This is a genomic window from Streptomyces sp. NPDC060002 (assembly GCF_042737245.1).
Classification (GTDB): Bacteria; Actinomycetota; Actinomycetes; order Streptomycetales; family Streptomycetaceae; genus Streptomyces.
In genome coordinates this window covers 1-26,583 of sequence record NZ_JBHWUW010000004.1, presented here as the reverse complement: position 1 = coordinate 26,583, position 26,583 = coordinate 1, and the positions used below count along the sequence as shown (strand labels likewise).

Genomic DNA, 26,583 nt, shown 5'->3' with positions numbered 1-26,583 from the left:
TAAACGCCTTCTCCTTGAAATTTAAACCAATCGGGAATATGCTGTGCGACGTTGACGTTTTAGATTTCAATCAAGCGTCACGAAGCATTCGGAGCCGACGGTGTTCGGAACCGGCAGTGTTCGGAACCGACGGTGTTCGGAGTCGGAAGCATCCGAAGCCGGATGAGTCCTGAGTCAGGGGCCGAGGTCCCGGAAGGAGCAGCCGCCATGTCCGCCGCACCCCAGGAACGTGCCCTCCCCCAGGAACGCATGCCCGCGCTCTACCTCAGTCATGGCGCCCCGCCCCTCGCGGACGACCCGATCTGGCCCGGCGAACTCGCCGCCTGGTCCGCCGACCTGCCCCGCCCCAAGGCGATCCTGATGGTCTCCGCCCACTGGGAGGAGGCCCCCCTCGCCCTCGGCGCCGTCGACCCGGTCCCCCTCGTCTACGACTTCTGGGGCTTCCCCGAGCACTACTACCAGGTGAAGTACGACGCCCCGGGCGCGCCCGAGCTCGCCGAGAGCGTACGGAAACTGCTGCGCGCCCCCGGTATACCCGTGCAGGACATACCCGACCGCGGCCTCGACCACGGCGCCTACGTGCCGCTCGTCGAGATGTTCCCGGCCGCCGACATCCCGGTCCTCCAGATCTCCATGCCGACCCTCGACCCCGTGAAGCTGATGGAGATCGGCCGCAAGCTCGCGCCGCTGCGCGACGAGGGCGTCCTGATCGTCGGCTCCGGCTTCTTCACCCACAACCTGGCCGCGCTGCGGCACACCGGCGGGGGAGTGCCGACCTGGTCCTCGGAGTTCGACGACTGGGGCCGGCACGCGCTGGAGGCCCGCGACTGGGACGGCCTGCTGGACTTCCTCCACAAGGCCCCGGCCGGCCGGTACGCCCACCCGCGCACCGAGCACTTCGCCCCGCTCTTCGTGACCATGGGCGCGGCGGAGATGTCCGGCGAGCTGGACGCGCAGAAGTCCGTGATCGACGGATTCTGGATGGGGATGGCGAAGCGGTCCGTGCAGTTCGGCTGACGCTCCCTCCGGGGCCGGGGCTCCTTCCGGGGCTGGCGCCGGGGCTCCTCCTGGGCTCAAGGCTCCCTGGCCCCCTCCGGGGTCAAGGTTCCCTGGCCCCCCTCCGGGGTCAAGGTTCCCTCTGAGGTCAGAGCTCCTTCTCGTACCAGGCCACGTCCCAGTAGCGGTCGAACTTGCGGCCCACCTCGCGGTACGTGCCGACGTGCCGGAAACCGAAGCGTTCGTGCAGCCGCGCGGACGCTTCGTTCGGTTGCGCGATGCCCGCGTAGGCGCGGTGCAGGTCCTCGCCTGCCAGCGCCTCGAAGAGCGCCTTGTAGAGGAGCGTGCCGATGCCGCGCCGGCCGGCGTGCGGGGCGACGTAGACCGTCACCTCCACCGAGGTGGAGTAGGCCGCCTTCGGCCGGTAAGCGCTGGATGTGGCGTAACCCAGGATTTCCTGTGAGATCCGCCGGGTGCCCTGTGAGTCCGCTTCCGTGGCAACCATCAGGCGGTGCGGCCCGTCTTCAGGGTGGGAGAGCAGCCAAGGACGTCGTTCTTCCGGACTGAAGGCCACGGTGTCGAATGTGATGGGCGTCTCGCGTACGTAGTGGTTGTAGAGGCTCGTGAGGGCTTCGAGGTCACCCTCGACTCCTGGCCTGACCTGCACCTCTGTACGTTCCGACACCATCGCGCCTCCTCGCGTGGTCGGACAGGGTACTGCAAGATCATAAAAATCGGGGTGCGGGTTGGGAATTCTGTCCTGATTCCAGTCGTTGTTTCCATCAGATGCAGGGCACCCGAGGAGAGTCCGAGTCCGAGGGCGCCTGGTGTCTGAAGGGCCACCCGCCGAACCTCCATCGCAAGGGAGCACGCATGGCAACCCGTGCCGTCGCCCGTCGCAAGTCCGCCAACGGCGAGACGACCGACGCGGCCCGCAGTGTTCGCGCCCATGGCGGCGAGATCGCCGACCGCGACCTGGTCGGCATGTACCTCGACGAGATCGCGCGCACACCTCTGCTCGACGCCGCCAAGGAAGTCGAGTTGTCACAGATCATCGAAGCGGGTGTGTTCGCGCAGCAGGTCCTCGACGGCGACGAGGAGTCCAGGGCGGACGCCTCGCGCGAGGAACTCGAGGCCCTGGTCGTCGCGAGCGAGCGGGCCAAGGACGTCTTCATCCGTTCCAACCTCCGGCTGGTCGTCGCGGTGGCCCGCCGCTACCCGCGCAGCGGTCTCCCGCTCCTCGACCTCATCCAGGAGGGCAACGCCGGTCTGGTCCGCGCGGTCGAGAAGTTCGACTACCGCAAGGGCTTCAAGTTCTCGACGTACGCGACCTGGTGGATCCGTCAGGCCATCACCCGCTCGATAGCGGACCAGTCGCGCACGATCCGCCTGCCCGTCCACCTGGTGGAGGAGCTCGGCCGGATCCGTCGTGTGCAGCGCGAGTTCAACCGCGAGAACGGCCGCGACCCGGAGCCCGCCGAGATCGCGACCGAGCTGGGTTCGACGCCGGCGCGCGTCACGGACGTCCTGGACTGGGCCCGCGACCCGGTCTCGCTGAACATGGCGGTCGACGACCAGGGCGAGACCCAGTTCGGCGACCTGCTGGAGGACACGTCCGCGGTCTCGCCGGAGCAGTCCGTCATGACCCTCCTGCGCAGTGAGGAACTGGACGGCCTGATCGACCGCCTCGAGCCGCGCACGGCCTCCATCATCAAGATGCGGTACGGCATCGACGACGGCCGTGAGCGCACCCTGACCGAGGTCGGCAAGGAGCACGGTCTGACGAGGGAACGCATCCGCCAGATCGAGAAGCACGCCCTGCTGGAACTGAAGAAGCTGGCCCGCGACACGGGCTTCGAGGCAGCGGCGTAAGGCGCTTGAACCTCCGGCGGACGGCCGGAGCTTGACGCTCCGCCGGGCGGCGTCGGTCGATGAGCGGTCCATAACTCCCACTGGCCGGTGGCCGATCAGGGCTCGGGCGAGGCGAGGCAGGACGTCGTTCGGATACGGCCGAGTCGTGGGGGCTTCGGGATCGGGGTGCCGTCGGAGTCGGTGGCAGTCCGCGGCGGGGCTGCGCCGGTGGTCATCAGGCCATCACCCCTTCGGGGACCGCGTGTTGGCCGGGGGCACGCCGCGTGAGTCATTCACCTGACGTGCCTGACGTGCCTGACGTGCCTGACGTGCCTGACGTGCCTGACGTGCCTGACGTGTCTCCAGTGCCTGGGGCGTGTGAAGTGCCTGGCGGCTGGAGCCGGCTTTTTCGCCGGGTTGACGCAGGGGCTGCGCGGAGTCGTTCCGCGGGGTTCGCGGCCGAACGGGCGCCTGCGCTACGGCCGGAGCTGCGGCGAGTCGGCTTCAGGCGCCCTGCGGTGTCGGGTTCCCGCCCGCGTGCGCCGGGTGGTGGAGCGCCGCGCAAACATGGCGGAGGAACGCCGCTTCAATGAGGAGGAGCGCGGGAACAAGACTTCTGGGCACGGGAGTCCGAGTCGGCAGCAGGAGTTCGGGCCGACCCGACCCTGCAGCCCTTCCATAGACCTCTGCCGCACATGAGCCAAGTCCCGACGCACATCCCCCCGGCGCCGGGACTTTCCCCGAGCCGGGCTTCGGTGCCTCTCCCCCCAGGCGCCGGAGCCCGGCTCCTCTTCGCACCCGGGCGGCCTGACCTCCGGTCCCGGGCGGAAATTGCGGGCGCACACGCCCGCCGGGCATATGACACGGCGGACGGGCACGCTGAGAGGGCGGGGCACCCCGTACCTGAACCACGGGGTGGCCCGCCCGAATGGCAGATTGTGCCACATGGGCATAGCCTGCCGACGTGATCAGCTCGACCTCCCCATCCGCCTCGGCTTCGCTGACCGAGCGGCGCAAAGCGGCGACCCGTATGGAGATCGCCCGTGCGGCGGCAGGCCTCTTCGTCAGCCGGGGTCTGAAGGCCACCCGCGCCGAGGACATCGCCCAGGCCGCGGGCGTCGCCCCGCGCACCTTCTACCGGTATTTCGCGACCAAGGAAGAGGCCGTCGCCCCGCTCTACGCGGCGGGCGCGCAGCGCTGGGCGGAGGCGGTACGCGAGGCCCCGGCCGAACTGACCGTGCCGGAGGCCCTGGAACACGCGGTACGGCACACCCTCGTCCCGGGCCGCGGGGTGTCGGCGGCGTCCTGGGAATGGGTCCGCACCCTGATCCGACTGGCCGGAACCAGCCCCGCCCTCGGCAAGGTCTGGGCGGAGGTCTGCCACACCTCGGAGACGACGCTCACGGAGGTACTGGCGGAGCGGACGGCGACATCGCCCCATAGGCCTGGTTCCGACGCCGGCTCCGACACTGTCTCCGACACCGGTTCCGCAGCCGTTTCCGACGCCGTTTCCGAGGACGGTTCCGACGCCGTTTCCGAGGAGGGTTTCGAGGACGGTTCCGACGTCACTTCCGCCCCAGAGACCTCCTCGGCTCCCGCTCCGGCTCCTGCTCCGACCCCGGCGTCCGCCCTCACATCCGAGCCCGCTCCGGCTCCTGCTCCGACCCCGGCGTCCGCCCTCACATCCGAGCCCGCTCCCGCGTCCGACAACGTTGCCTCCCCCTATCAGCGCTTCACCGCGGCGGTGGCCGGGGCCGCGGTCAGGGTCGCGGTCGAAAGCTGGGCGGCGACCGACTCCCCGCCCACCGGCCGCCAGGGCCCGGCAGAGCTGGCGTTGCGCAATCTGCGGGCCCTGCACGGGTTCGCGTGGGAAGAGAGCCCGGCGGAGGAGCCCTGACCCGCGCCCTCCCACACCCACGCTCACCCCTCCCACGCTCAGCCCTCCCGTGTTCGTCCCTTCCGCACTGCCCCTCCGGTGTTCGTCCCTTCCGCGTTGCCCCTCGCGCGTTCGTCCCTTCCGCGCTGCCCCTTCCGCGCTCGCCTCACCCCCCTCGTGTTCGTTCCTTCCGGGCTAGCCCCTTCCGCGCCCGCCTCTCCCGGACGTACTCCCCGTACTTGCCGCTCGACTCAGTCGCCCACCCAACTCACGTACGCAATCAACCAGTTCCGGCGGCCCCTGGACCGAGAACTCGCAGCCCAGCGTCGCCAGCCGCATCGCCACCCACTCCACCGGGTTGCTGGTCGTCCCCCGTAGCCGGCACCCGCCCTCGCCGTCGGTGCCCGCCGTCGGGTTCGTGACCGGCGTGCCCAGCCATGTCGGCAGGCGGGCCGTCACGAACTCCGTCGGCGCCTCGAGCATGACGTCGAGTTCGTACTCGTAGGCGTCCGGGCGCAGTTGGATGGACCGCCGGAGGTATTCCGCCGCGCTCCCCGTCGGCAGCTCGCGTGGCGTGAAGCGGGCCCCGGTCGCGAACGGGTCCTCGACCCGGTCCACCCGGAAGGTCCGCCAGTCCTCGCGGTCGAGGTCGTACGCCACGAGGTACCACCGCCGGTCCGTGGACACGAGCCGGTAGGGCTCGGTCAGGCGGCGCGACTCGGTGCCGTCCTTCGCGCGGTAGGCGAACCGCAGCCGCTCCTGCCCGGCCACCGTCGAGGCGATGACGGTCAGCGTCTCAGGTGTGATGCTCGCGCCGTCCCCGCTGGTCAGTGGTGTGGTCGCGGCCTGGAGGGTGGAGACGCGGTGGCGCAGCCGGGCCGGCAGCACCTGCTCCAGCTTGGCCAGGGCCCGGACGGACGCCTCGTCGACGCCCTCCAGCGCGTGTCCCGCCCCCGCCCGCAGCCCGACGGCGATCGCCACCGCCTCCTCGTCGTCGAGCACCAGCGGCGGCATGGCCTTGCCCGCGACCAGCCGGTACCCACCGTCCGAACCCAGGGTCGCCTGCACGGGATATCCCAGCTCACGCAGTCGGTCGATGTCCCGTCGGACCGTGCGGCGGGAGACCCCGAGCCGGTCGGCGAGCTCGCCGCCGGGCCATTCGCGGGGCGTCTGGAGGAGCGAGAGGAGCTGGAGCAGCCGAGCCGGAGTGTCCGTCGTCATGCATCCGAGGATGCCGCAGAACTAGGACACGATCTGACCTAGTTCAGTCCTACTGTCCTACCATGACCTCCACGGAGACCTCCCTCGAGACCTCGCCCGAGTCCTCGCCCGACCCTCGAACGGCCCAGGCGGCGCCGGGTGACCGTCGCCGCTGGTTGGCGCTCGCCATCGTGATGACCGCGGCCTTCATGGACCTCGTCGACGTCACGATCGTCAACATCGCCATCCCCTCCATCCAGGAGGACGCGGGCGCCTCCTGGAGCCAGATCCAGTGGATCACCGCCGGTTACGCGCTCGCCTTCGCCGCCGGGCTCATCACCGGCGGCCGGCTCGGCGACATCCACGGCCGCAAGCGGCTGTTCCTCCTCGGCATCGGTGGCTTCACCCTCGCCTCCGCGCTGTGCGGCTTCGCCGCGAACCCGGAGATGCTGGTCGCCTCCCGCATCCTCCAGGGCGCCATGGCGGCGATGATGGTGCCGCAGGTGCTGTCGATCGTGCACGCCACCTTCCCGGCGCACGAGCGGGGGAAGGTCTTCGGGCTCTTCGGTGCGATCGTGGGGCTGGGCGCCGTCTCCGGGCCGCTGCTCGGCGCGCTGCTGACGGAGTGGAACCTGTTCGGTCTGGAGTGGCGGCCGATCTTCCTCATCAACCTGCCGGTCGGCATCGCGGGACTGATCCTCGGCAGCCGCTTCATCACGGAGTCCAAGGCGCCGAAGGCGCTGAAGCTGGACGTCGTCGGCGTCCTCCTGGTCACCCTCGGCCTGCTCATGCTGCTCTACCCGCTCACCCGTGGCCGCGAGCTGGACTGGCCGGTGTGGGGGTACGTGTCGATGGCCGGCTCGATCGGTGTCTTCGGGGCGCTCGTCGCGTACGAGCGGCGCAAAGGCGCGCGGGACGGCTCGCCGCTGATCGAGCTCTCCCTCTTCCGGGTGCGCAGCTTCGCGGCGGGCGTCGCCGTGCAGACCGTCTTCGGGGTCGGCCTCGGCGTGTTCTTCCTGGTCTGGACGCTGTACATGCAGACCGGCCTGGGGTGGAGCCCGCTGCGGGCGGGTCTGACCGGGGTGCCGTTCTCGCTCGCCGTCTCGACGGCCGCCGGGCTGTCCGTGCAGAAGCTGGTCCCCCGCTTCGGGCGCAAGGTGCTGCAGACGGGCGCCCTGACCATGGCCATCGGCGTACTCCTCTACATCTGGGAGTCCGCGCGGTACGGCCTCGGCATCGCCCCGTGGCAGATGGCGCTTCCGCTGGTCGTGATGGGCGTCGGCATGGGGCTGATCGTCGCCCCGCTGACGGACGCGGTGCTGTCGGACGTGCCGCGCGAGCACGCGGGTTCGGCGTCCGGGCTGATCAACACGGTCCAGCAGATGGGCAACGCGCTCGGGCTCGGTCTGGTCGCGGTCGTCTTCTTCGGTCGGATCGGCGACCGGCTGACCCCGGCCGAGGTGGGCCCCGCCTTCGTGAACGCCTTCGAGCACGCCCTGGGTTGGGTGGCCCTGGTGATGTTCGCGATCTTCCTGCTGATGTTCGCCCTGCCGAAGCGGCCGGCGCAGCACCTGGAGGGCGCAGCCGAGGACGCCCCGGAGGCGGCCCCCTCCGGGGACGACCGGGAGCGCGAGCTCGCCGCCTGAGCCGGCGTTCCCGCGCGAGGGGCCCGTCACCTGATCGGTGACGGGCCCCTCGCGTATGCCCTGGCGCAAGGGCGCAAGGGCGCAAGGGCGCAAGGGCGCAAGGGCGCAAGGGCGCAAGGGCGCAAGGGCGCAAGGGCGCAAGGGAGGTAGGGAGGTAGAGGGGGGTGGGGAGGGAGGGGGGCAAGGAGGGTGAAAGTCCGTTCATGCCCGGATCACGTCCGAACCTGTTTACTTTCCCGAAATCCGGGCGTAGCCTCCGAGGCGAAACCACAAGTTCGGGCATAAACCTGGTAGCGGTCGGAGGAGAACGGACATGTACGCACCGGAGCGGCAGCAGGAGATCCTGCGGCTCGCCCGTGACGGCGGCCGGGTGGACGTCCTGTCGCTGGCCGAGGAGTTCCAGGTCACGGCAGAGACGATCCGCCGCGATCTGAAGGCCCTCGACCGGGCCGGCCTGGTGCGCCGCGTGCACGGCGGCGCCATTCCGGCCGGACGCCTCGACTTCGAACCGGACCTCGCCGAACGCGAAGGCACCTCCGCCGACGAGAAGGACCGCATCGCCAAGGCGGCCCTCACGGAACTGCCCACCGAGGGCACGATGATCCTCGACGCCGGCACCACGGTCGCCCGCCTGGCCGCCGCCCTCCCGCTGGAGGCCTCGCTCACCGTCGTCACGCACAGCCTGCCCATCGCGGCCCGCCTCGCGGACCACCCGGGCATGCAACTGCACCTCGTCGGGGGGCGCGTACGGCACCGTACGCGCGCCGCCGTGGACGCGTGGGCGCTGCGCGCGTACGGCGAGATCCGCGCCGACGTCCTGTTCGTCGCCGCCAACGGGTTCTCCGCCGAGCACGGGCTGACCACCCCCGACCTCGCCGAGGCCGCGGTGAAGCGGGCGGCCGTCGCCGCCGCACGCCGCGTGGTGCTGCTCGCCGACTCCGCCAAACACGGTCAGGAGCACTTCGCCCGCTTCGGCGACCTGAGCGACGTGGACCTGCTGATCACCGACAGCGGGCTGAGCCCCGACGACGCGGCCGCCATCGAGCGCGGCGGCACGGAAGTAGTACGCGCATGATCCTCACCGTCACCCCCAACCCCTCCCTGGACCGCACCTACGAGGTCCCGTCCCTCGACCGTGGCGAGGTCATCCGCGCCACCGGCGAGCGGATGGACCCGGGCGGCAAGGGCGTGAACGTCTCGCGCGCCGTCGCTGCCGCCGGACGGCGCACGGTCGCCGTCCTGCCCCTGGGTGGTGCGCCGGGCGCACTCGTCGCCGACCTGCTCGACGCGCAGGGCATCGAGGTCGCGCCGGTCCCGGTCGCCGGAGCCACCCGCTCGAACATCGCGCTCGCGGAGTCGGACGGCGTCCTGACGAAGATCAACGCACCCGGCCCCGAGCTGTCCCCGGAGGAACAGGAGCTGCTCCTGGAGACGGTCCGCGAGCAGTCCCGCGACGCCGACTGGATCGCCTGCTGCGGAAGCCTGCCCCGGGGGCTCTCGCCCTCCTGGTACGCCGACGTGGTCGCGCGGGCGCACGCCGGGGGCGCACGTATCGCCCTGGACACCTCGGGGCGTGCGCTCCTGGAGGCGCTGCGGGAGCGGCCCGACGTGGTGAAGCCGAACGCCGAGGAGCTCGCGGAGGCCGTCGGGCGCCCCCTGGCCACCGTGGGTGACGCGGTCAAGGCGGCCGAGGAACTGCGCGGCATGGGCGCCGGTGCCGTGCTCGCGAGCCTGGGCGCCGACGGACAGCTGCTCGTGGAGGACACGGGTACCTGGTTCGCGAGCGCCCGCGTCGACGTCGTACGCAGCAATGTGGGAGCGGGCGACTCCTCCCTCGCCGGTTTCCTCGTCGCGGGAGGCAGCGGCCCCGCGGCGCTCGCCTCCGCCGTCGCGCACGGAGCGGCGGCGGTCCAGCTGCCCGGCAGCGTGATGCCTACCCCCGGCGACCTGGACCCGGCGGCGGTGACGGTCACGGCGCAGGTGCCGGTGGACCGTGAACTGAAGGAGCCGGTGTCATGACGACAATCCCCACGGTGTCCGTACCGACGACGGCCCCTGCACAGTCCGTGCCGACGACGGCCCCTGCACAGTCCGTACCGACGACGGCCCCTGCACAGTCCGTGCCGACGACGACTCCCGCGCCGTCCGTGGCGACGACGACTCCCGCGCCGTCCGTGGCGACGACGAGTGCGGCGTCTCCTGTGCCGACGACGACTCCCGCGTTCTCCGTGTCCCCCGGCGAACCGGTCATCGAACGGCGAAGTTCCTCATTACTCGCCGCCCGACATGGTCGGCAGGGCCGCCTGAGCCGCCCCGTCGATCAGGGGAGGCATGGTCCGAACCGGCCTGCCACCCCGGGGAGGCGGGGTCTCCCCGGCCCCGCTTCCGCCTCCCTCACCTCCCCCCAGTGCACCGCCGTAGCAACCCCCGTCCCCGTCCCCACCCTCGCCCACCACCCCACGTCCCGGGCGACACGCGTGCGAAGGAGCCCGCGATGAGCGACATGATCACCGCGGACCTGGTCGATCTCGACCTGTCCGTCGAAACAAAGGAAGCGGCGGCGCGATCCCTCGCCGAGCGCATGGTGGCCCTGGGCCGGGTGACCGACCTGGAGGGCTTCCTCGCCGACGTGGCCGCCCGTGAGGCCCAGATGCCCACCGGCCTCGACGGCGGCATCGGCATCCCGCACTGCCGCAGCGCCCACGTCACCGAACCGACGCTCGCCTTCGGACGCAGCGCCGCAGGCATCGACTTCGGCGCCCCCGACGGCCCCGCCGACCTGATCTTCCTGATCGCCGCCCCCGCCGGCGCGGACGACGCCCATCTGACGATCCTGTCGTCGCTCGCCCGGCAGCTGATGAACGCCGAGTTCACCGACGCGCTGCGCTCGGCAGGCGACGCGGCAGCCGCGGCGGCACTGATCCGCGGCGACGCGACCCCGGACGCCGACGCCCCGGGCGCTGAAGTCCCGGCCGCTGAAGTCCCGGCGGCCGACGCCTCGGTCGCCGAGGCCGAGGGCACTTCCACAGACTCCGTGTCGGCGTCGGCGGCGGCCTCCGCCGACGCCGACACGGCCACCGGCGACGACACGGACGCCGAGGCCGCGCGCCCCTTCCGGATCGTCGCCGTCACCTCCTGCCCGACCGGCATCGCCCACACCTACATGGCGGCCGAGTCCCTGGAGAACGCGGGCCGCGAGGCGGGCGTCGAACTGGTCGTCGAGACGCAGGGCTCGGCCGGCTTCACCCGGCTCGACCCGGCCGCCATCGCCGCGGCGGACGGCGTGATCTTCGCCCACGACGTCCCCGTACGCGACAAGGACCGCTTCGCGGGCAAGCCCACCGTGGACGTCGGCGTGAAGGCGGGCATCAACCGGCCCGCCGCACTCATCACCGAGGTGCGCGGGAAAGCGGCGCGCGGCGAGGTGAGCGCCTCGGCCAAGGGCGGGACGCCGGTCGAGCGGACCGGCGAGTCCGGTGACAGCTACGGCACCAAACTGCGCAAGTGGCTGATGACGGGCGTCAGCTACATGGTCCCGTTCGTCGCCGCGGGCGGTCTGCTGATCGCTCTCGGGTTCGCGATCGGCGGCTGGGAGATCAACAAGGCGCCCTCGGTCATGGAGCACTTCTCCTGGACCCAGGTCGACAGCTGGGGCGCCCTGCTGTTCCAGATCGGCGGGGTCGCCTTCGGCTTCCTCATCCCGGTCCTGGCCGGCTACATCGCGTACGGCATGGCGGACCGGCCCGGTCTCGTGCCCGGCTTCGTCGGCGGCATGATCGCCTCCAACATCGCGGCCGGCTTCCTCGGCGGCCTGGTCGCCGGTCTGCTGGCGGGTGGCATCGTCCTCGCGATCCAGCGGATCAAGATTCCGCCGGTGCTGCGCGGCATCATGCCGGTGGTGGTGATCCCGCTGATCTCCTCGCTGATCGTCGGCTTCCTGATGTTCGTCGTGATCGGCAAGCCCATCGCCGAGGCCCAGAAGGGCATGACGGACTGGCTGGCCGGTCTCTCCGGCACCAACGCCGTCCTGCTGGGCGTGCTGCTCGGCCTGATGATGTGCTTCGACCTCGGCGGCCCCGTCAACAAGGTCGCGTACGCCTTCGCCACGGCCGGCATCGCCGTCCAGGACCCCAGCGACTCCGCGATGAAGGTCATGGCCGCCGTGATGGCCGCGGGCATGGTCCCGCCGCTGGGCATGGCGCTCGCGACCACCGTCCGCAAGAAGCTCTTCACCCCGACCGAGCGCGAGAACGGCAAGGCCGCCTGGGTCCTGGGCGCCTCCTTCATCTCCGAGGGCGCGATCCCGTTCGCCGCGGCCGACCCGCTGCGCGTCATCCCGGCCTCGATGGCGGGCGGCGCGGTCACCGGCGCCCTGTCGATGGCCTTCGGCGCCACGCTCCGCGCCCCGCACGGAGGCATCTTCGTGGTCCCGCTGATCGGCAACCCGTTCCTGTACCTGGTCGCCATCGCGGCGGGCGTGGGCGTGACGACGGCCCTGGTCATCGTCCTCAAGGGCCTGCGCAAGCCGGTCCCCGGCGCCGTCGAGCCCGGGACGACGGAGGAGTCCACGGCCGCCGCGGCGGCGGAGGCGAAGCAGCCGGTGGCCGCATAGCCTGCGCGACAGCCGCGGGCGGCTCTTGCCGCGGCTGTCTGCCACAGGTCGTGGCTACTGGTGACCATCTGCGGTGATTCATGGATCTCCGCACCGAACAGCCCTATCGCGCGGTCTGAGCGATCTGCGTGATCTGTGTGGCCTGCGAGATACGTCACGGTCCGGGACATAGGTCCCGGACCGTGGTGTCTACTGGGCGGTATGCCCGTGCATCTCACGTTCCCTCAGCTGGCGGCCCTGACGGTCCTCGCCGTGGCCTCCATCGCCTGGCTGGTCTTCGTGTCCCGCATCCTGCGGCGCAGCCGCTCGGGCAGCGGGGCCCACGCAGTGCTCCCCGCCCCGCCGGTGCTCCCCGCCCTTCCGTGCCAGCGGCAGTCCGGTCCCGGCCGGGAGGCCGTCGAATTGACCCCGGCGGAGAGGGACACCTTCGCCGGCCTCGTACGACAGCTCGGCGAGGGCCGCTGACCGATGGCTCGGCAGGCACCCCCGACGGCTCAGGAGACCTGCGCCGCCCGGCGTTCCATCGCGTCCCGGGCCGCGGCCTCGGAGACGTACACCTCGCACATGTGCCGCCCGTCGGGCGTCGCCGTGTGCTCGACCTCCCACAGGGAGATCTCCCGGCCGTCCCGCAGCAGGAACGCGTGCTCGTAGAGCGAGTAGCCCAGTCCGATCCGGCCCGCGCGACAGGGGCGCCCGAAGGCCTGGGTGATCTGGTGCGCGAACGCCGACTTCAGCAGCGCGGCCGTGTCCGCGTCCGGCCGGTCGGGGTTCTCGGCACGACGCAGCAGTCTGCGCGCGTGGTCCGCCGAGTCGTCCGGCACGTACACGTGCCGGGGCCCCGGGACCGGCGACAGCTGTACCAGCACCGGCAGTTCGAAGTCCGGGGTGTCCGACGGCAGGGGCAGCCGGGCCGTGGCGGCGCGCAGCTCCTCCTCGTCGACGTACACCTCGTGCTGCGGCTCGCTGCCCGGCGCGGTGTTGTGCACGAGCTCCCACAGCGTGAGCGCGCAGCCGTCGGCCAGCAACCAGGTGTGCCGGTACGTCTCCCGGTGCAGGCCCGCGCTGTGGTGCGCGGAGTGCAGGGAGCTGTCGTGCGCGAGCGCGCAGTCGAGCCGCCGCAGCGCTTCGTCTGGCAGCTCGAACGAGTTCAGGGCGCGACCGAGCAGTCGCGCGAGGTGCTCCTCCGGAGACTCGGGCGACTCGGCTGGTTCGTACGCTGTTGTCTCGTACGGAACGCTCAAGGTTTCTCCCGGCGTTGCTGCATGTCACCTTGTGGGTGCATACCGTAGCCCCTCGGCCGGACATCATGTCCGGGAACCGAGAAAACGTACGCCGTGAAAACGCCGGGGCCGCGCGGAAAATTCCCGCACGGCCCGACGGTCCATCAGAAATCGCCGGTCAGAGGGCGTCTCCGGCGATCACGCGGTGCTCCCCGCGGTCCACTCGGCCCAGGACATGTTCCACCCGTTGAGTCCGTTGTCCGGCGACACCGTCTTGTCGGGGGAGTTCTTGACGATCACCACATCGCCGATCAGCGAGTTGTCGTAGAACCACTTGGCGGGCGTGTCACCCTGCGCGCCCTGCGCGTCCGCGAGCCCCACGCAGCCGTGACTGGTGCCGGTACGGCCGAAGGGCGGATTGCCCCTGCTGTACCAGTAGTTGCCGTGGATGAAGGTGCCGGACTGCGTCAGGCGCATCGCGTGCGGCACGTCCGGGATGTCGTACTCGCCGCCCAGGCCCACCGTCTGGCTGTTCATGCGCGTCTGCGTGAACTTCTCGGAGATCACCATCTGTCCGTTGTACGTGGTGTGCTCCGGGCTGCCCGACGAGATCGGGACCGACTTCAGGGTCTGTCCGTCCCGCACCACCGTCATGGTCTGCGTGTTCACGTCGACCGTGGAGACCTGCGACCGCCCGATGGTGAAGGTGACCGTCTTCTTCTGGACCCCGAAGGCGCCGTTGGCGCCCTCGACCCCGTCCAGGTCGATCTTCATCGTCACCTTGGAGCCGGCCTTCCAGTACTCCTCGGGACGGAAGTCGAGCCGCTGTGCCCCGAACCAGTGCCCGACCACCTGCTGGCCGCTGCTGGAGCTGACCGTGATGTGCGACTGCACGGCCTTCGTGTCGCTGATGGCCTTGTCGAAGGTGAACGACACCGGCATTCCGACGCCGACCGTGGTGCCGTTGTCCGGCGTGTAGGTCCCTATGAAGCTGTTGGCCGAAGAGACGGTGGTGAAGATGGAGTTGGCGGCGGCCGTCTTGCCGCTCGCGTCCTTCGCGGTCGCCGATATCTGGTACTTCGTCCCGCGCTCCAGCTGCTCCTTCGGCTTCCAGGTGCTGCCGTCGGCGGACAAGGAGCCCTCGACGGCCTGCCCCGAGCCGGCCACCGTCATCTTCACCTCGGTGAGCCGGCCGTCGCTCACCTTCACACCGGTCGCGTTGATCGACGCGCTCGTCGAGCCGTCCTTCGCCGAGATGACGATCTTCGCCGTGGACGTCTTGACGCTGCTCTTGCCGCCCTTGGCGTCCCCGTCCTTGTCCTTGGCATTGGCGCTGCCCCCGCAGGCGGTCAGGGTCAGGGCACCGACCACCAGGACGGCACAGGCTCCGACCGCGCGCCGCACTGCTATGTCCGCCGTTGTCACGGGCTGCTCCAGCTTCGTGTGATGTGAGTGATCCGCTCAGCTACGTGGAGAAGGAGGGATCCGGCGGCCGGTGAGGTTCCGTCCGGTCGCCGTTGGCACCATCACGTGACGGAACCGGGACAATCGCCGTCCCGGCCCGCGGGGTCACCGGCTCCCGTACAACTCCTCGTACGACGGCCACGATCCGCCCGGCCCGGCCACCGACTCGGCGGCGCGCACGGCCCGTACGATCGCGCGCGTCACCACGTCCGCGCCCGCCGCGAGGATGTCGTTCAGCGCGAGCGGGTGGTCGGGGTCGAGCGGGCGCGCGCCCGTCGCCAGCGTGAAGACGGTGTCCCCGTCGTTGAGCAGATGCACCGGACGCACGGCCCGCGCGATTCCGTCGTGCGCCGTGCCCGCCAGCTTCTGCGCCTGTGCCTTCGTCAGGTCCGCGTCGGTGGCGACCACCGCGAGCGTGGTGTTGAGCAGGGGAGACGCGTTCTTCGCCGTGATCTCGGCGAGACGCCGGCGCGCGGTGGCGTGCACGCGAGCCTCCGGGTACTCCGCACGCCCCTGGAACAACTCCCCGTACAGCACGCCCGTCTCCGGATCCGTCACCGACCCCGCCGCGTTGGCCACCACCAGCGCGGCCACCGTGACCCCCGAGCCGAGGAGCACGCTCGCGCTGCCGACCCCGCCCTTCATCGGCCCGACAGCGGCGCCCGTCCCCGCGCCCACGCACCCCTCCCGCACCCGGGCCCCCGAAGCGCTCGCCGCGGCCTCCTGCACGGCGGCCCGGCCGGTGGCAGCGTCCGGACGGGCCCGGAAGTCACCACCCCGCGCCAGGTCGAAGACGCAGGCGGCGGGCACCACCGGCACGACGTGCGTCGGGTCCGTGCCGACGAGAATCCCGCGCCCCTGCTCCTCCAGCCACGCCATCACGCCGGACGCCGCGTCGAGCCCGTAGGCGCTGCCGCCGGTCAGTACGATCGCCTCGACCCGCTGCACCACATTGCGCGGATCGAGGGCGTCGGTCTCCTTCGTGCCGGGACCACCACCGCGCACGTCCACGGCGGCCACGGCACCACCCTCCGGTGCGAGGACGACCGTGGTGCCGGTGAGCCAACCGTCGCCGGTCCGCGTGGCGTGTCCCACGCGTACGCCGGCGACGTCCGTCAGAGCGTCAACTGTCATGGGGATCAGTCTCGCCCGGCCGGCGTCGTGCGCGGCGCTGTCACGCCCCGTCACATCACCGCGCTCGAAGCTCGCGCGGGGCTCTCCCGTGACTCCTGCGCGACCCTGCGTGCCGTCAGGGTCGTCCCGGTCGCCACCGCCAGCGCCGACACCAGGCCGGCCGTGAGGACCGCCCACTCGCCGAGGAAGGTGCCGCAGATCACCAGCAGAGCGGCGACGGGCAGCACCAGTTGCTGGGCCAGGCCCACCTTGAAGTGGCGTGCGTGCAGGACCCAGACCGTCAGCAGGTACAGCGCCGTCGGCAGGGTGACGGCGGCCGACGCGGCGAGCGTCGAGATATGGGCCTCGCCGACCGCCTGCTCGACCGCCACCTCCAGACCCGCTCCGATCGCGGCGGCCGAGGCGAAGACGACGTAGTGCCCGTAGCCCCACAGAAACGCCTGCCTGCTGGAGCGCAGATGCCCATGGATGGGCACCACGAAGTAGATCCACCAGGCGGCGAAGACGATCAGCAGCCCACCCACCGCGATCGGCAGCAGCTCGCCCAGCGCGTCGTTCTCGTCGATGCCGGACTTCACGGCGACCGTCGCCGCCGCGATCGTCTCGCCCAGCACGATGATCGTGAACAGGCCGTAGCGCTCGGCGATGTGATGCGGATGCCAGGACGTCGGATGGTCCTTCTCCGCGTAGATCGGCACGCACATCTCCAGCGGCGCCATCACCAGGAACAGCCACGCCCTGCCGCCCTCGGGCAGGATCAGCAGCCCCAGCCAGCCGACCTGGCAGATCAGCACGCCCGCCGCGTACCGCAGCGCCATCGTCCGCTCCGCGCCCTCGGCGGACCACGCGACGCGCAGCCACTGCGAGCTCAACGCGAACCTCATGATCGCGTAGCCCAACCAGACGGCCACGAACTCGTGGTCCTCGAACGCCCGCGAGATGCCTGCCGCCAGCACCAGGACCCCGGCGATCTGCACCAGCGTGACGATCCGGTACAGGACGTCGTCGTTGTCGTACGCCGACGCGAACCAGGTGAAGTTCATCCACGCCCACCAGATGGCGAAGAAGACCATCGCGTAGTTGAGGATTCCCTCGCCCGCGTGAGAATCCGCCACGGCGTGCACCAGTTGGATGCCCGCCTGGGCGATGGCCACGACGAAGCACAGGTCGAAGAAGAGCTCGAGCGGCGAGGCGACCCGGTGCGTCTCGCCCCGTCCGCGCGCAGTCAGACTGCGCAGCGGCTTCAAGCGGGTGGGCGCCGGGGAGATGAGGGTCCCGGGGGGAGGGGGAGAGGCCGATGGGGGCGTACTGGACGTCATGGGTACCAGCACAACAGACAATCGGCGGAAAATCTTGTGCGGAATCCGCGGGCCCACGGGGTGCGAGGTCGGCGGTCCGACCCTGACCCGAGCGGGTGCCGGGGCCGTACTCTGGAGGGATGAGCACCCCCTCCGCCTCCGAGCCGCGCGACCCGAAGGCCGCGCTGATCTTCGACGACCCGCTGGACCGGCAGTCCTCGGACGACACCGACCGCGGTTGGGGCGAGCGGCCGTCACCCGAGGGCGACAGCGCCGCCGACCTGAAGCGCTTCCTCGACGAGAAGCCGCCCCACCACGTCTGAACCCGACGGGCCGGTACGGTCCGGCAGGCCCGGGAGCCCTGACGGAACACCGCCCGCAGGGCCCCGTCGAGCGCTGCTACCGCTGGCTGTGCCCCATGCCCCGCTGGGCGACCAGCGCGTCGCGGATCTCCTTGAGCACCTCCAGCTCGGTCACCTCGATGATCTCCTGCGTGCCCTCCTTGGCCTTCCTGCGGGCCTCCACCTTCGCCAGGTACTTCGACATGGGCAGGACCATCAGGAAGTACACGACAGCAGCGGTGATCACGAAGGTGAGGGTCGCGCCGAGGACGGACCCCCACAGGATCCAGACGCCCGTCGCGCTGTCCCCCGTATTGGTGCAGGGGCCCTTCAGGCAGGAGCTGTAGCTGTCCAGGTTTTTGGTGCCGACCGCTCCGATGAGCGGGTTGATGATTCCCTTCACCACCGAGTTGACGATGTTCGTGAAGGCCGCGCCGATCACCACCGCGACTGCCAGATCGACGACGTTGCCACGCATCAGGAAGGCCTTGAAGCCCTGCAGGACGCTTGCCTTCTTTTCGCTCACCTCGGGGACACTCCTCGCATGTACAGGTTGTGGAACAATCAGCTCCGCAACCTACGTCAACGCCATGCGGGCGTGTCCAATTCGGCCCCTCGGACGAGGGACCTGACCTCACCACAGGGTCACCGCCAGCCGAGCCGTCGCACTGGCCCCCGCCAGGCGCGCGGCGGTGGACCGGGACACCGACAGGACGACCAGCGCCCCCTCCTCAGCCGTGCCGGCAGCGGTGTCCAGCGGCTCCGGCACCTTCGTCACCAGTGCCCCGCGCGCGACCACTTGGGCGTCGCGGCCCGCGCCGTCCACGCCGCCCAGCATCGTCGGCTCGGCGGCGATGACATCGACACGGTCACCAGGGCGCAGCAGCCGGACCGTGGCCGCGTCGGAGATCCGTACCGGCACCGTCACCTTCTCCCCGGCGCGAGGGCCGTGCGCAGGGGCGCGTAGCGGCACATGAGCGCGGGGGTGCGAGCTCCCGCGCGCGTCCGTGCGCGCAGTTCCGCCGGGATGTCCGTGGGCCGGATCCTCGTACCGGGGGCCGGACGCCACGAGCGCGGCGGCGGTGATGGCGAGGCCCAGGGCGAGGGCCCGCCGCCGGCTCCGTACGAACCGCCCCAGCCGGTACCGCCCGCCGCGGACCCGCACGGGAGCGAAGGGCGGCACCTCGCAGGTGGCCGGAGCATCCGCGCCGGGTGGGCGCGCCGTGAAGGGAAGAGGGGACGGAGCGGGCGGAGGGAGCGGAGGGGGAGAAGCGGGAGAAGGGGGAGGGGCGAGGGAGTCGGACACGGGATCACCACCTGCGAGGAGGAACGGGTTTGCGAAGCCACGATGAGCCTTCGCGCCGCCGCTCGCCCGAGCCGGTGGACCACCGCCCGGTTGTGGACAACTTCCTCACCCGAAGGAGGACTTCCGCACCCGAGGCCCCTCTTCGGCCTCTTCCCCTACGCCCGCTACGGCAGCTCGAACCCCGGATCCAGGCCGCCCAGCGCGTTGGCGCACAGACAGTCCCGCTCCCCGTCGGAGGGCAGTGCGGCCACCGCGTCGAACAGCACGCCCCGCAGCCGGTCCACGTTCGCCGCGAACACCCGCAGCACCTCCCCGTGCGACACGCCCCCACCGCTTTCGGCGCCCGCGTCCAGATCGGTGACCAGGTTCAACGAGGTGTAGCAGAGCTCGAGTTCACGGGCGAGAGCGGCCTCCGGATGGCCCGTCATGCCCACCACCGACCAGCCCTGCGCCTGGTGCCACAACGATTCGGCACGGGTCGAGAACCGTGGCCCATCGATCACGACCAGCGTCCCGCCGTTCACCGGTTTCCACTCCTGGCCGCGCGCCGCCTTCAGGGCCGCCGAGCGGCCAGCGGGACAGTAGGGGTCCGCCAGGGACACGTGAACCACGTTGGGCACCGTGTCGTCGGGGAGGGGCAGCCCGTCGAAGTACGTTCCGATCCGTGACTTCGTGCGGTCGACCAGCTGATCCGGCACGAGCAGCGTGCCGGGCCCGTACTCCGGGCGCAGGCCGCCCACCGCGCACGGACCGAGGACCTGGCGCACCCCGACCGAACGCAGCGCCCACAGGTTGGCCCGGTAGTTGATCCGGTGGGGCGGCAGATGGTGTCCGCGTCCGTGCCGGGGCAGGAAGGCGACTCGCCGGCCGGCGATCTCGCCGAGGAAGAGGGAGTCGCTGGGCGGTCCGTAGGGGGTGTCGACCTGGAGCTCTGTCACCTGGTCGAGGAACGAGTAGAAGCCGGATCCGCCGATCACACCGATCTCTGCGTTCGCCTTGTTCGCCATGCGCCGCACCCTAACCGGCCCGGGAAACGCCGAAGACCCCGTCGTCGTACGACGACAGGGTCCTGTTGAGCGAGCCTTACGCGGCTGAGCTGCTGCCGGTCGAGGTGCCGGTGCTCGACGACTTCGAGTCCGAGGCCGAGGACGACGACGTCGACGACTTCGAGTCGGATCCGGACGTCGACGACTTCGAGGACGACGCCGGCGAGCTGCTCGACGAGGAGCCGCGGCTGTCGTTGCGGTAGAAGCCGGCGCCCTTGAAGACGATACCGACGGCGGAGAACACCTTCTTGAGGCGGCCACCGCAGTTGGGGCACTCGGTCAGGGCATCGTCGGTGAACTTCTGCACCGCCTCGAGGCCCTCGCCGCACTCGGTGCACTGGTACTGGTAGGTCGGCACTGTCTTCCTCCTGGCACTCTCACTCAGTGAGTGCTAACGACGGTCTATCTTGACGTATTCCGGAGGATCAGTCCACTGTCACCGGCACGCGGTGACCGACGCCACGTGCGACGGTACGCGCGCGAGAGCGCGTCTCCAGCCGTGAACGCAGCGCCAGCAGGGTCACCAGGGCCAGCACAGTGCCCCCCATGGGGACCAGGAAACCGGCGCCGCCCCAGAAGTGGTCCTCCAACTGTCCGGCGATCGTGACGGCGGCCGCCTGCCCGAGCGCGACCGCGCCCGTCAGCCAGGTGAACGCCTCGGTGCGGGCGCCGGCCGCGACCAGATCCTCGACCAGCGTGTAGCCGGTGATCAGCGCGGGCGCGATGCACATCCCGACCAGGAGGCCCAGGCCCGCCAGGACGAGCACCGAGTGCGCCGCCCACAGGCCGGAGGCGACGAGCGCCAGCGCGGCGTAGGCGACGACCAGGCGCCGCCGCGGGGCGACCTTCCAGGCGACGGCGCCGCAGACCAGGCCGGACAGCATGTTGCCCGCGGCGAAGGTGCCGTACAGGACGCCGTTCAGGCCGGGCTCGCCGATGGACTCGGTGAACGCGGCCAGCGAGACCTGCATGCCGCCGAAGACGGTGCCGATGCCCAGGAAGGCCACGATCAGCACGCGCACACCGGGGACGCGCAGAGCCGAGGCGTGCTCCACGCGCGCGTGCCCGGCGACGGCGACCTGGGGTTGCGTGCTCTTGCGCGCGGCGAACAGCAGACCGCCGAGCAGGGTCAGCGCGGCCTCGGTGACCAGGCCGGCGGCCGGGTTCACGGCGGTGCACAGGGCAGTCGCCAGCAGTGGGCCGAAGACGAAGGTGAGCTCGTCGGTGACGGACTCGAAGGCCGCCGCGGTGGGCATCAGGGGTGAGCCCTTCAGCCGCGCGCCCCAGCGGGCCCGCACCATGGGCCCGACCTGCGGTACCGAGGCGCCCGTGGGCACGGCCGCCGCGAACACCGTCCACAGGGGTGCGTGGCTCAGGGCGAGCACGGTGAGGGTGACGCCCGACAGCGTGTGCAGGAGCACGCCGGGGATCAGCACCGCGCGCTGCCCGTAGCGGTCGGCGAGCCGCCCGCTGTAGGGCGCGCACAGCGCCATGGAGACACCGGTGACGGCCGCGGCGGCACCGGCCGCGCCGTACGAGCCGGTGGTGTGCTGCACGAGCAGCACGATGGAGATGGTGAGCATCGCGAACGGCTGGCGGGCCGCGAAGCCGGGCAGCAGGAACGTCCAGGCGCCGCGGGTGCGCAGCAGCTGCCCGTATCCCGGGCGGGAGGAGGCCGACGAATCCTTCGACGGCTCGGTGGTGACCGTGGATGCCACGGCCCGTGCCTTTCTGCCGCCTGGTAGCGCGACCCCGTCCGGTGGGCGGGGGCGCCGAGAGCTGTCCTCTTGCGCGTGCTGCGGTAGATGCCGGTGCTCGCCGCACGAGGTGTCCCGGCCGCCATACGGTCGCGCCAGCTCTGCGTCAGGCAGAGTTGGTTCGATCAAGGTGTGCCTTCATCGTACAGGGATCAAGACGCGTCATCCCTGTGAAAATGAGCACCATACGGTCGGCCGCCTCCGAATGAAGGGGGTGTGAACGGTGCGAAACATGCACTTAACGCGCACGGTCGCCCGTGCCCAGCCATCCCGCGAGCTTGCCGCCGTGCCCGACGGCGCGCAGTCGCCGTTCCGCCGCGTCGCGGACCGGGTCGGTGGCGACGACGAGGAGTTCGTCGCCGTGTCGCAGCACGGTCGTCGGCAGCGGCACGAACGATGTCCCCTCGCGCACGACGAGGGTGACGGCGGCCCCGGCCGGCAGCCTTAGCTCATTGACTTCGACGCCGTGCATCTTCGACCCCTCGGGGATCGCGACGGACAGCAGGTGCCCGCGCAGCCGCTCCAGGGGCGCCGACTCGACGCCGAGGTCGGCGGCCTCGGGATCACCGCCCAGGCGCAGCTTGCGCGCCAGCCAGGGCAGCGTCGGCCCCTGGATCAGGGTGTAGACGACGACCAGGACGAAGACGATGTTGAAGATGCGACGGCTGCCGTCGACGCCGTTCACCATGGGGATCGTCGCCAGGATGATGGGGACGGCGCCGCGCAGCCCGGCCCAGGACATCAGCGTCTGCTCCTGCCAGGGCACCCGGAAGGGCGTCAGGCACAGCACGATGCTGAGCGGTCGGGCCACCATGGTCAGCACCAGGCCGATGACGAGCGCCGGCAGCACGTCGTCGCCCAGCTCGTGCGGGGTCACCAGGAGACCGAGCAGCACGAACATGCCGATCTGGGCGATCCAGCCGAGGCCGTCGGCGAACCCGCGGGTGGCGGGCCAGTGCGGCAGTTTCGCGTTGCCCATGACCATCGAGGCGAGATAGACGCCCAGGAAGCCGCTGCCGTGCGCCAGGGAGCCGGCCGCGTACGCGGTGACCGCGATCGCCATGACGGCGATCGGGTAGAGGCCGGAGGCGGGCAGCGCGACGTGCCTGAGGCCCCAGGAGCCCAGCCAGCCGACCGCGAGGCCGATGGCGGCGCCGATGGCCAGTTCCAGCGCTATCTCGCCCAGCAGCACGTACCAGTGCTCGACGGGGCCCGCCGTGGAGAAGGCGACCACCAGGATGACCACCGGGGCGTCGTTGAAGCCGGACTCGGCCTCCAGCGTGCCCGTCACGCGCGAGGGGAGGGGGATCTTGCGCAGGACGGAGAAGACCGCCGCCGCGTCGGTCGAGGACACCACCGCGCCGATGATCAGAGCCTGTCTCCACTCCAGCCCGGTCACGAAGTGTGCGGCTGTGGCGGTGACGCCGACGCTGACCGCGACGCCGGCCAGTGCCAGTGCCGTGGCGGACGGCAGGGCCGGTTCGATCTCCTTCCACTTCGTGCCCAGGCCGCCCTCGGCGAGGATCACGACCAGGGCTGCGTAGCCGATGACCTGGGTCATCTCGGCGTTGTCGAAGTGGATGTTGCCGATGCCGTCCTGGCCCATGAGGACGCCGATGCCCACGTAGACGAGCAGGCTTGGGAGCCCGCTGCGCGAGGAGATCCGGACCGCTGCGACGGCGACGAGCAGGACGAGCGAGCAGACGAGCAGGAGCTGGTTGAGGTGGTGGACAGTCAGCGGCGGTTCCCTTCACCGGCGCGCGCGGCTTGCGCGCGGGCGCACATGTGCTTCGGATACATCGGACACGAAGCCGTGAGCTTCGCGTCCAACTACTTCGTTACCTTACCTAACTCTTGACGATTTCTTGACGCTCGACGAGGGAAGATCGAACATCCCTCCGTACCGGTACCCGACTCCGCGTCAAGTGGCTCAAGGCCCTGCGCCTATGGTTGCTCCAGCACTCCAGGACCGCCTGCCGCTCGCGTTAGGACAGCAAGGACAGCGATGCCCCCCAACACCACCGCCACATCGGGTGACAAGCCCGGCAAGTCCGGCAGGAAAAAGGGGCGCAAAGCCCGTTTGATCGTGCTTGTGCTGGTGCTGGCCATTATCGGAGGCATCGCTTACGGCGCCTACTGGTCCATCAGTACCGTCCGCGCGTCCTTCCCGCAGACCAAGGGTTCGATCACGCTCGAGGGCCTGACCGGGGCCGTCGACGTGAAGCGGGACGGCTACGGCATTCCGCAGATCTACGCGGACTCCGACGAGGACCTGTTCATGGCGCAGGGCTACGTCCAGGCCCAGGACCGGTTCTACGAGATGGACGTGCGCCGGCACATGACCTCCGGGCGGCTGTCGGAGATGTTCGGCAAGAGCCAGGTCGACAACGACGAGTTCCTGCGCACCCTGGGCTGGGACCGCGTCGCCAAGGAGGAGTACGACAGCAAGCTGTCGGCCGACACGAAGAAGTACCTCCAGGCCTACGCCAAGGGGGTCAACGCCTACCTCAAGGGCAAGGACGGCGCCGACATCTCCCTGGAGTACGCGGCTCTGGGGTTCACCAACGACTACAAGCCCACCGAGTGGACCCCGGTCGACTCGGTCTCCTGGCTGAAGGCGATGGCCTGGGACCTGCGCGGCAACATGCAGGACGAGATCGACCGCGCCCTGATGACCAGCCGCCTCGGCCCGGCCCAGATCGCCGAGCTGTACCCGCAGTACCCGTACGACCGTAACCAGGCGATCGTCCAGGACGGTCAGTACGACGAGCTGACCAAGACGTTCGAGCAGGGTGACGGCCAGAGCGACTCCGACGGCAGCTCCACGGGCGACGGCACGGGCACGTCCTCGGACTCGTCCTCGAGCAGTACGGACGGCTCGGCCCTCCAGAGCCAGCTCTCGGGCCTCTACAACGTCCTGGACGACCTGCCCACGGCCGTCGGCGTTAACGGCAACGGCATCGGCTCGAACTCCTGGGTCGTCGGCGGCGACAACACGATCACCGGGAAGCCGCTGCTGGCCAACGACCCGCACCTGTCGGCCTCGCTGCCGTCCGTCTGGTACCAGATGGGCCTGCACTGCCGGGCCCTCTCCAGCAAATGCCAGTACGACGTCTCCGGCTACACCTTCGCGGGCATGCCCGGTGTGATAATCGGCCACAACCAGACCATCTCCTGGGGCATGACCAACTCCGGCGTCGACGTCACCGACCTCTACCTGGAGAAGCTCTCCGGGGACGACGGCTACCAGTACGACGGCAAGGTGAAGCCGTTCGTCACGCGCGAGGAGACCATCAAGGTCGCCGGCGGCGAGTCCAAGAAGATCGTCGTCCGGCAGACCGAGGACGGGATGCCCCTGCTGTCCGACCGTGACGACGAACTCATCGACGTCGGCAAGAAGGCCACCGTCGACACGGTCGACGCCGCGGCGCCGGACCGCGGTGACGGTTACGGCGTCGCCCTGAGGTGGACCGCGCTGGAAGCGGGCACCTCCATGGACGCCGTCTTCGACATAGACAAGGCGAAGGACTGGGACAGCTTCCGCAAGGCGGCCGAGTCTTTCGACGTGCCCTCGCAGAACCTCGTCTACGCCGACACCTCGAATCACATCGGCTACCAGCTGCCCGGAAAGATCCCCACGCGCGCGAAGGGCGTCGACGGCTCGATCCCTGCACCGGGCTGGGACTCCAAGTACAAGTGGAAGGGCTACATCGACTTCGATGAGCTGCCCTACGAGTACGACCCCGCCCGCGGCTACATCGTCACCGCCAACCAGGCCGTGGTCGACAAGGACAAGTACCCCTACACGCTCACCACGGACTGGGGCTACGGCGCGCGCAGCCAGCGGATCACCGACCTGATCAAGGGCAAGATCAAGGGCGGCGGCAAGATCTCCACCGACGACATGCGTCAGATGCAGCTGGACGACGACAGCGAGATCGCGAAGCTGCTCGTGCCCGTGCTGAAGAAGCTCAACTTCGACGACCCGGACGTCCGCGAGGCGCAGAAACTGCTGGAGAACTGGGACTTCACCCAGGACGCCGACTCGGCCGCGGCCGCCTACTTCAACGCGGTCTGGCGCAACATCCTCAAGCTGGCCTTCGGCAACAAGCTGCCCAAGGAGCTGCGCGTCGAGGACCAGTGCCTGTGGGTCGACCCGGTCAACACCACCGGCCCGGTCGACGACATCGAGAAGGTCCGCGAGTGCGGCCAGCGCGACGCCGACCAGGCGCAGCCGGACGGCGGCGACCGCTGGTTCGAGGTGGTGCGCAACCTCATGACGAAGACGGGCAGCGACTGGTGGACGACGCCCGAATCGGGCACCCGCCCCGGCGCCGACCACAACCGCGACAAGCTGTTCGAGCGCGCCATGATCGACGCGCGCTGGGAGCTCACCGCCAAGCTCGGCAAGGACATCGACACCTGGAGCTGGGGCCGGCTGCACCGCCTGTTCCTGAAGAACCAGACCCTGGGCACCAGCGGTCCCGGTTTCCTCCAGTACATCCTCAACCGCGGCCCGTGGAAGCTCGGTGGTGGCGAGGCGACGGTCAACGCGACCGGCTGGAACGCGGCAGGCGGCTACGGCGTCGTATGGGTGCCGTCGATGCGGATGGTCGTCAACCTCGACGACCTCGACAAGTCGAAGTGGATCAACCTCACCGGAGCCTCGGGACACGCCTTCAGCGCTCACTACACCGACCAGACGAGCAAGTGGGCCAACGGTGAACTGCTCGACTGGTCCTTCTCGAAGAAGGCAGTCGACGACAGCACCAGCGACACCCTGGTGCTCAAGCCCTGAGCTGCCGACCACACGGAAGGGGGCCGCCCCCCCCCGGG

Annotated in this window: 22 protein-coding genes; 10 read left to right on the top strand and 12 right to left on the bottom strand. The window is 70.4% G+C overall.

Annotation, left to right across the window (positions count from 1 at the left end; all coding sequences use genetic code 11):
* The first annotated feature begins 207 nt into the window (after positions 1-207).
* Positions 208-1,017 carry a dioxygenase gene (locus ACFWBD_RS05380; RefSeq protein ID WP_385662959.1) on the top strand — a complete coding sequence of 270 codons (810 nt, stop codon included), beginning with the start codon at positions 208-210 and terminating at the stop codon, positions 1,015-1,017.
* 127 nt (positions 1,018-1,144) lie between these two features.
* Here ACFWBD_RS05380 and ACFWBD_RS05375 read toward each other — a convergent pair whose 3' ends face one another.
* Entirely contained in the window at positions 1,145-1,684 is a 540-nt protein-coding gene (locus ACFWBD_RS05375) for a GNAT family N-acetyltransferase (RefSeq protein ID WP_385662955.1), read from the bottom strand.
* 185 nt (positions 1,685-1,869) lie between these two features.
* Between ACFWBD_RS05375 and ACFWBD_RS05370 the strand changes: the two genes are divergently transcribed.
* Positions 1,870-2,868, top strand: a complete 999-nt coding sequence (locus ACFWBD_RS05370; RefSeq protein ID WP_385662952.1) for an RNA polymerase sigma factor RpoD/SigA — start codon at positions 1,870-1,872, stop codon at positions 2,866-2,868.
* Positions 2,869-3,877: 1,009 nt separating this feature from the next.
* Positions 3,878-4,744: a TetR family transcriptional regulator gene (locus ACFWBD_RS05365; protein WP_385663573.1), complete on the top strand. Its 867-nt coding sequence runs from the start codon at positions 3,878-3,880 to the stop codon at positions 4,742-4,744.
* 174 nt (positions 4,745-4,918) lie between these two features.
* Here ACFWBD_RS05365 and ACFWBD_RS05360 read toward each other — a convergent pair whose 3' ends face one another.
* The gene (locus ACFWBD_RS05360; protein ID WP_385662950.1) at positions 4,919-5,944 is read right to left on the bottom strand and encodes a helix-turn-helix transcriptional regulator; all 1,026 of its coding nucleotides are present in this window, start codon (positions 5,942-5,944) and stop codon (positions 4,919-4,921) included.
* 62 nt (positions 5,945-6,006) lie between these two features.
* Between ACFWBD_RS05360 and ACFWBD_RS05355 the strand changes: the two genes are divergently transcribed.
* The 5 genes from ACFWBD_RS05355 to ACFWBD_RS05335 all read left to right on the top strand — a co-directional run bounded on the left by ACFWBD_RS05355 (position 6,007) and on the right by ACFWBD_RS05335 (position 12,646).
* A complete protein-coding gene (locus ACFWBD_RS05355) occupies positions 6,007-7,569 on the top strand; it encodes an MFS transporter (RefSeq protein WP_385662947.1) in 1,563 nt (520 codons plus the stop codon).
* 313 nt (positions 7,570-7,882) lie between these two features.
* Entirely contained in the window at positions 7,883-8,644 is a 762-nt protein-coding gene (locus ACFWBD_RS05350) for a DeoR/GlpR family DNA-binding transcription regulator (RefSeq protein WP_351763326.1), read from the top strand.
* Positions 8,641-9,588, top strand: a complete 948-nt coding sequence (gene pfkB, locus ACFWBD_RS05345; protein ID WP_385662944.1) for a 1-phosphofructokinase — start codon at positions 8,641-8,643, stop codon at positions 9,586-9,588. The genes ACFWBD_RS05350 and pfkB overlap by 4 nt, the downstream gene beginning before the upstream one ends.
* Positions 9,589-10,063: 475 nt before the next feature.
* On the top strand, positions 10,064-12,181 hold the full coding sequence (locus tag ACFWBD_RS05340) for a fructose-specific PTS transporter subunit EIIC (protein ID WP_385662942.1): 2,118 nt from the start codon (positions 10,064-10,066) through the stop codon (positions 12,179-12,181).
* A gap of 201 nt (positions 12,182-12,382) precedes the next feature.
* Entirely contained in the window at positions 12,383-12,646 is a 264-nt protein-coding gene (locus ACFWBD_RS05335; protein ID WP_385662940.1) for a hypothetical protein, read from the top strand.
* Between the two features lie 29 nt (positions 12,647-12,675).
* On the opposite strand, the gene ACFWBD_RS05330 is transcribed toward ACFWBD_RS05335, so the two are convergent.
* From ACFWBD_RS05330 to ACFWBD_RS05315, 4 genes are all read right to left on the bottom strand, one after another.
* Entirely contained in the window at positions 12,676-13,422 is a 747-nt protein-coding gene (locus ACFWBD_RS05330; protein WP_351763334.1) for a DUF6227 family protein, read from the bottom strand.
* Positions 13,423-13,599: 177 nt separating this feature from the next.
* Complete coding sequence (locus ACFWBD_RS05325) at positions 13,600-14,826, bottom strand: Ig-like domain-containing protein (RefSeq protein ID WP_385662938.1); 1,227 nt, start codon at positions 14,824-14,826, stop codon at positions 13,600-13,602.
* 144 nt (positions 14,827-14,970) lie between these two features.
* Positions 14,971-15,999: a P1 family peptidase gene (locus ACFWBD_RS05320; protein ID WP_385662935.1), complete on the bottom strand. Its 1,029-nt coding sequence runs from the start codon at positions 15,997-15,999 to the stop codon at positions 14,971-14,973.
* A gap of 50 nt (positions 16,000-16,049) precedes the next feature.
* A complete protein-coding gene (locus ACFWBD_RS05315; protein ID WP_385662933.1) occupies positions 16,050-17,318 on the bottom strand; it encodes a low temperature requirement protein A in 1,269 nt (422 codons plus the stop codon).
* A gap of 119 nt (positions 17,319-17,437) precedes the next feature.
* Here ACFWBD_RS05315 and ACFWBD_RS05310 point away from each other — a divergent pair, with 119 nt between their 5' ends.
* Positions 17,438-17,620: a hypothetical protein gene (locus tag ACFWBD_RS05310; protein WP_385662930.1), complete on the top strand. Its 183-nt coding sequence runs from the start codon at positions 17,438-17,440 to the stop codon at positions 17,618-17,620.
* 76 nt (positions 17,621-17,696) lie between these two features.
* Here ACFWBD_RS05310 and mscL read toward each other — a convergent pair whose 3' ends face one another.
* The 6 genes from mscL to ACFWBD_RS05280 form a co-directional block, all read right to left on the bottom strand.
* Entirely contained in the window at positions 17,697-18,164 is a 468-nt protein-coding gene (gene mscL, locus ACFWBD_RS05305; protein WP_385662927.1) for a large conductance mechanosensitive channel protein MscL, read from the bottom strand.
* 108 nt (positions 18,165-18,272) lie between these two features.
* The gene (locus tag ACFWBD_RS05300) at positions 18,273-18,803 is read right to left on the bottom strand and encodes an RcpC/CpaB family pilus assembly protein (protein WP_385662924.1); all 531 of its coding nucleotides are present in this window, start codon (positions 18,801-18,803) and stop codon (positions 18,273-18,275) included.
* A 305-nt stretch (positions 18,804-19,108) separates the two neighbouring features.
* Entirely contained in the window at positions 19,109-19,951 is an 843-nt protein-coding gene (locus ACFWBD_RS05295; RefSeq protein ID WP_385662921.1) for an S-methyl-5'-thioadenosine phosphorylase, read from the bottom strand.
* Between the two features lie 76 nt (positions 19,952-20,027).
* Positions 20,028-20,348, bottom strand: a complete 321-nt coding sequence (locus ACFWBD_RS05290) for an FmdB family zinc ribbon protein (RefSeq protein WP_385662918.1) — start codon at positions 20,346-20,348, stop codon at positions 20,028-20,030.
* A gap of 67 nt (positions 20,349-20,415) precedes the next feature.
* The gene (locus ACFWBD_RS05285) at positions 20,416-21,708 is read right to left on the bottom strand and encodes an MFS transporter (protein WP_385662915.1); all 1,293 of its coding nucleotides are present in this window, start codon (positions 21,706-21,708) and stop codon (positions 20,416-20,418) included.
* 277 nt (positions 21,709-21,985) lie between these two features.
* Positions 21,986-23,485 (bottom strand): potassium/proton antiporter, encoded by a 1,500-nt coding sequence (locus ACFWBD_RS05280; protein ID WP_385663570.1) that lies wholly within the window; start codon positions 23,483-23,485, stop codon positions 21,986-21,988.
* Positions 23,486-23,752: 267 nt separating this feature from the next.
* Here ACFWBD_RS05280 and ACFWBD_RS05275 point away from each other — a divergent pair, with 267 nt between their 5' ends.
* The gene (locus ACFWBD_RS05275) at positions 23,753-26,545 is read left to right on the top strand and encodes a penicillin acylase family protein (protein ID WP_385662913.1); all 2,793 of its coding nucleotides are present in this window, start codon (positions 23,753-23,755) and stop codon (positions 26,543-26,545) included.
* Positions 26,546-26,583: the final 38 nt, after the last annotated feature.

Coding starts and splice junctions, on each gene's coding strand:
- ACFWBD_RS05350 (WP_351763326.1), top strand. CDS start 7,883: ATGTACGCACCGGAGCGGCAGCAGGAGATCCTGCGGCTCGCCCGTGAC.
- ACFWBD_RS05360 (WP_385662950.1), bottom strand. CDS start 5,944: ATGACGACGGACACTCCGGCTCGGCTGCTCCAGCTCCTCTCGCTCCTC.
- ACFWBD_RS05310 (WP_385662930.1), top strand. CDS start 17,438: ATGAGCACCCCCTCCGCCTCCGAGCCGCGCGACCCGAAGGCCGCGCTG.
- ACFWBD_RS05295 (WP_385662921.1), bottom strand. CDS start 19,951: ATGGCGAACAAGGCGAACGCAGAGATCGGTGTGATCGGCGGATCCGGC.
- ACFWBD_RS05355 (WP_385662947.1), top strand. CDS start 6,007: ATGACCTCCACGGAGACCTCCCTCGAGACCTCGCCCGAGTCCTCGCCC.
- ACFWBD_RS05315 (WP_385662933.1), bottom strand. CDS start 17,318: ATGACGTCCAGTACGCCCCCATCGGCCTCTCCCCCTCCCCCCGGGACC.
- ACFWBD_RS05365 (WP_385663573.1), top strand. CDS start 3,878: ATGGAGATCGCCCGTGCGGCGGCAGGCCTCTTCGTCAGCCGGGGTCTG.
- ACFWBD_RS05340 (WP_385662942.1), top strand. CDS start 10,064: ATGAGCGACATGATCACCGCGGACCTGGTCGATCTCGACCTGTCCGTC.
- ACFWBD_RS05375 (WP_385662955.1), bottom strand. CDS start 1,684: ATGGTGTCGGAACGTACAGAGGTGCAGGTCAGGCCAGGAGTCGAGGGT.
- ACFWBD_RS05320 (WP_385662935.1), bottom strand. CDS start 15,999: ATGACAGTTGACGCTCTGACGGACGTCGCCGGCGTACGCGTGGGACAC.
- ACFWBD_RS05370 (WP_385662952.1), top strand. CDS start 1,870: ATGGCAACCCGTGCCGTCGCCCGTCGCAAGTCCGCCAACGGCGAGACG.
- ACFWBD_RS05380 (WP_385662959.1), top strand. CDS start 208: ATGTCCGCCGCACCCCAGGAACGTGCCCTCCCCCAGGAACGCATGCCC.
- ACFWBD_RS05335 (WP_385662940.1), top strand. CDS start 12,383: ATGCCCGTGCATCTCACGTTCCCTCAGCTGGCGGCCCTGACGGTCCTC.
- pfkB (WP_385662944.1), top strand. CDS start 8,641: ATGATCCTCACCGTCACCCCCAACCCCTCCCTGGACCGCACCTACGAG.
- ACFWBD_RS05275 (WP_385662913.1), top strand. CDS start 23,753: ATGCCCCCCAACACCACCGCCACATCGGGTGACAAGCCCGGCAAGTCC.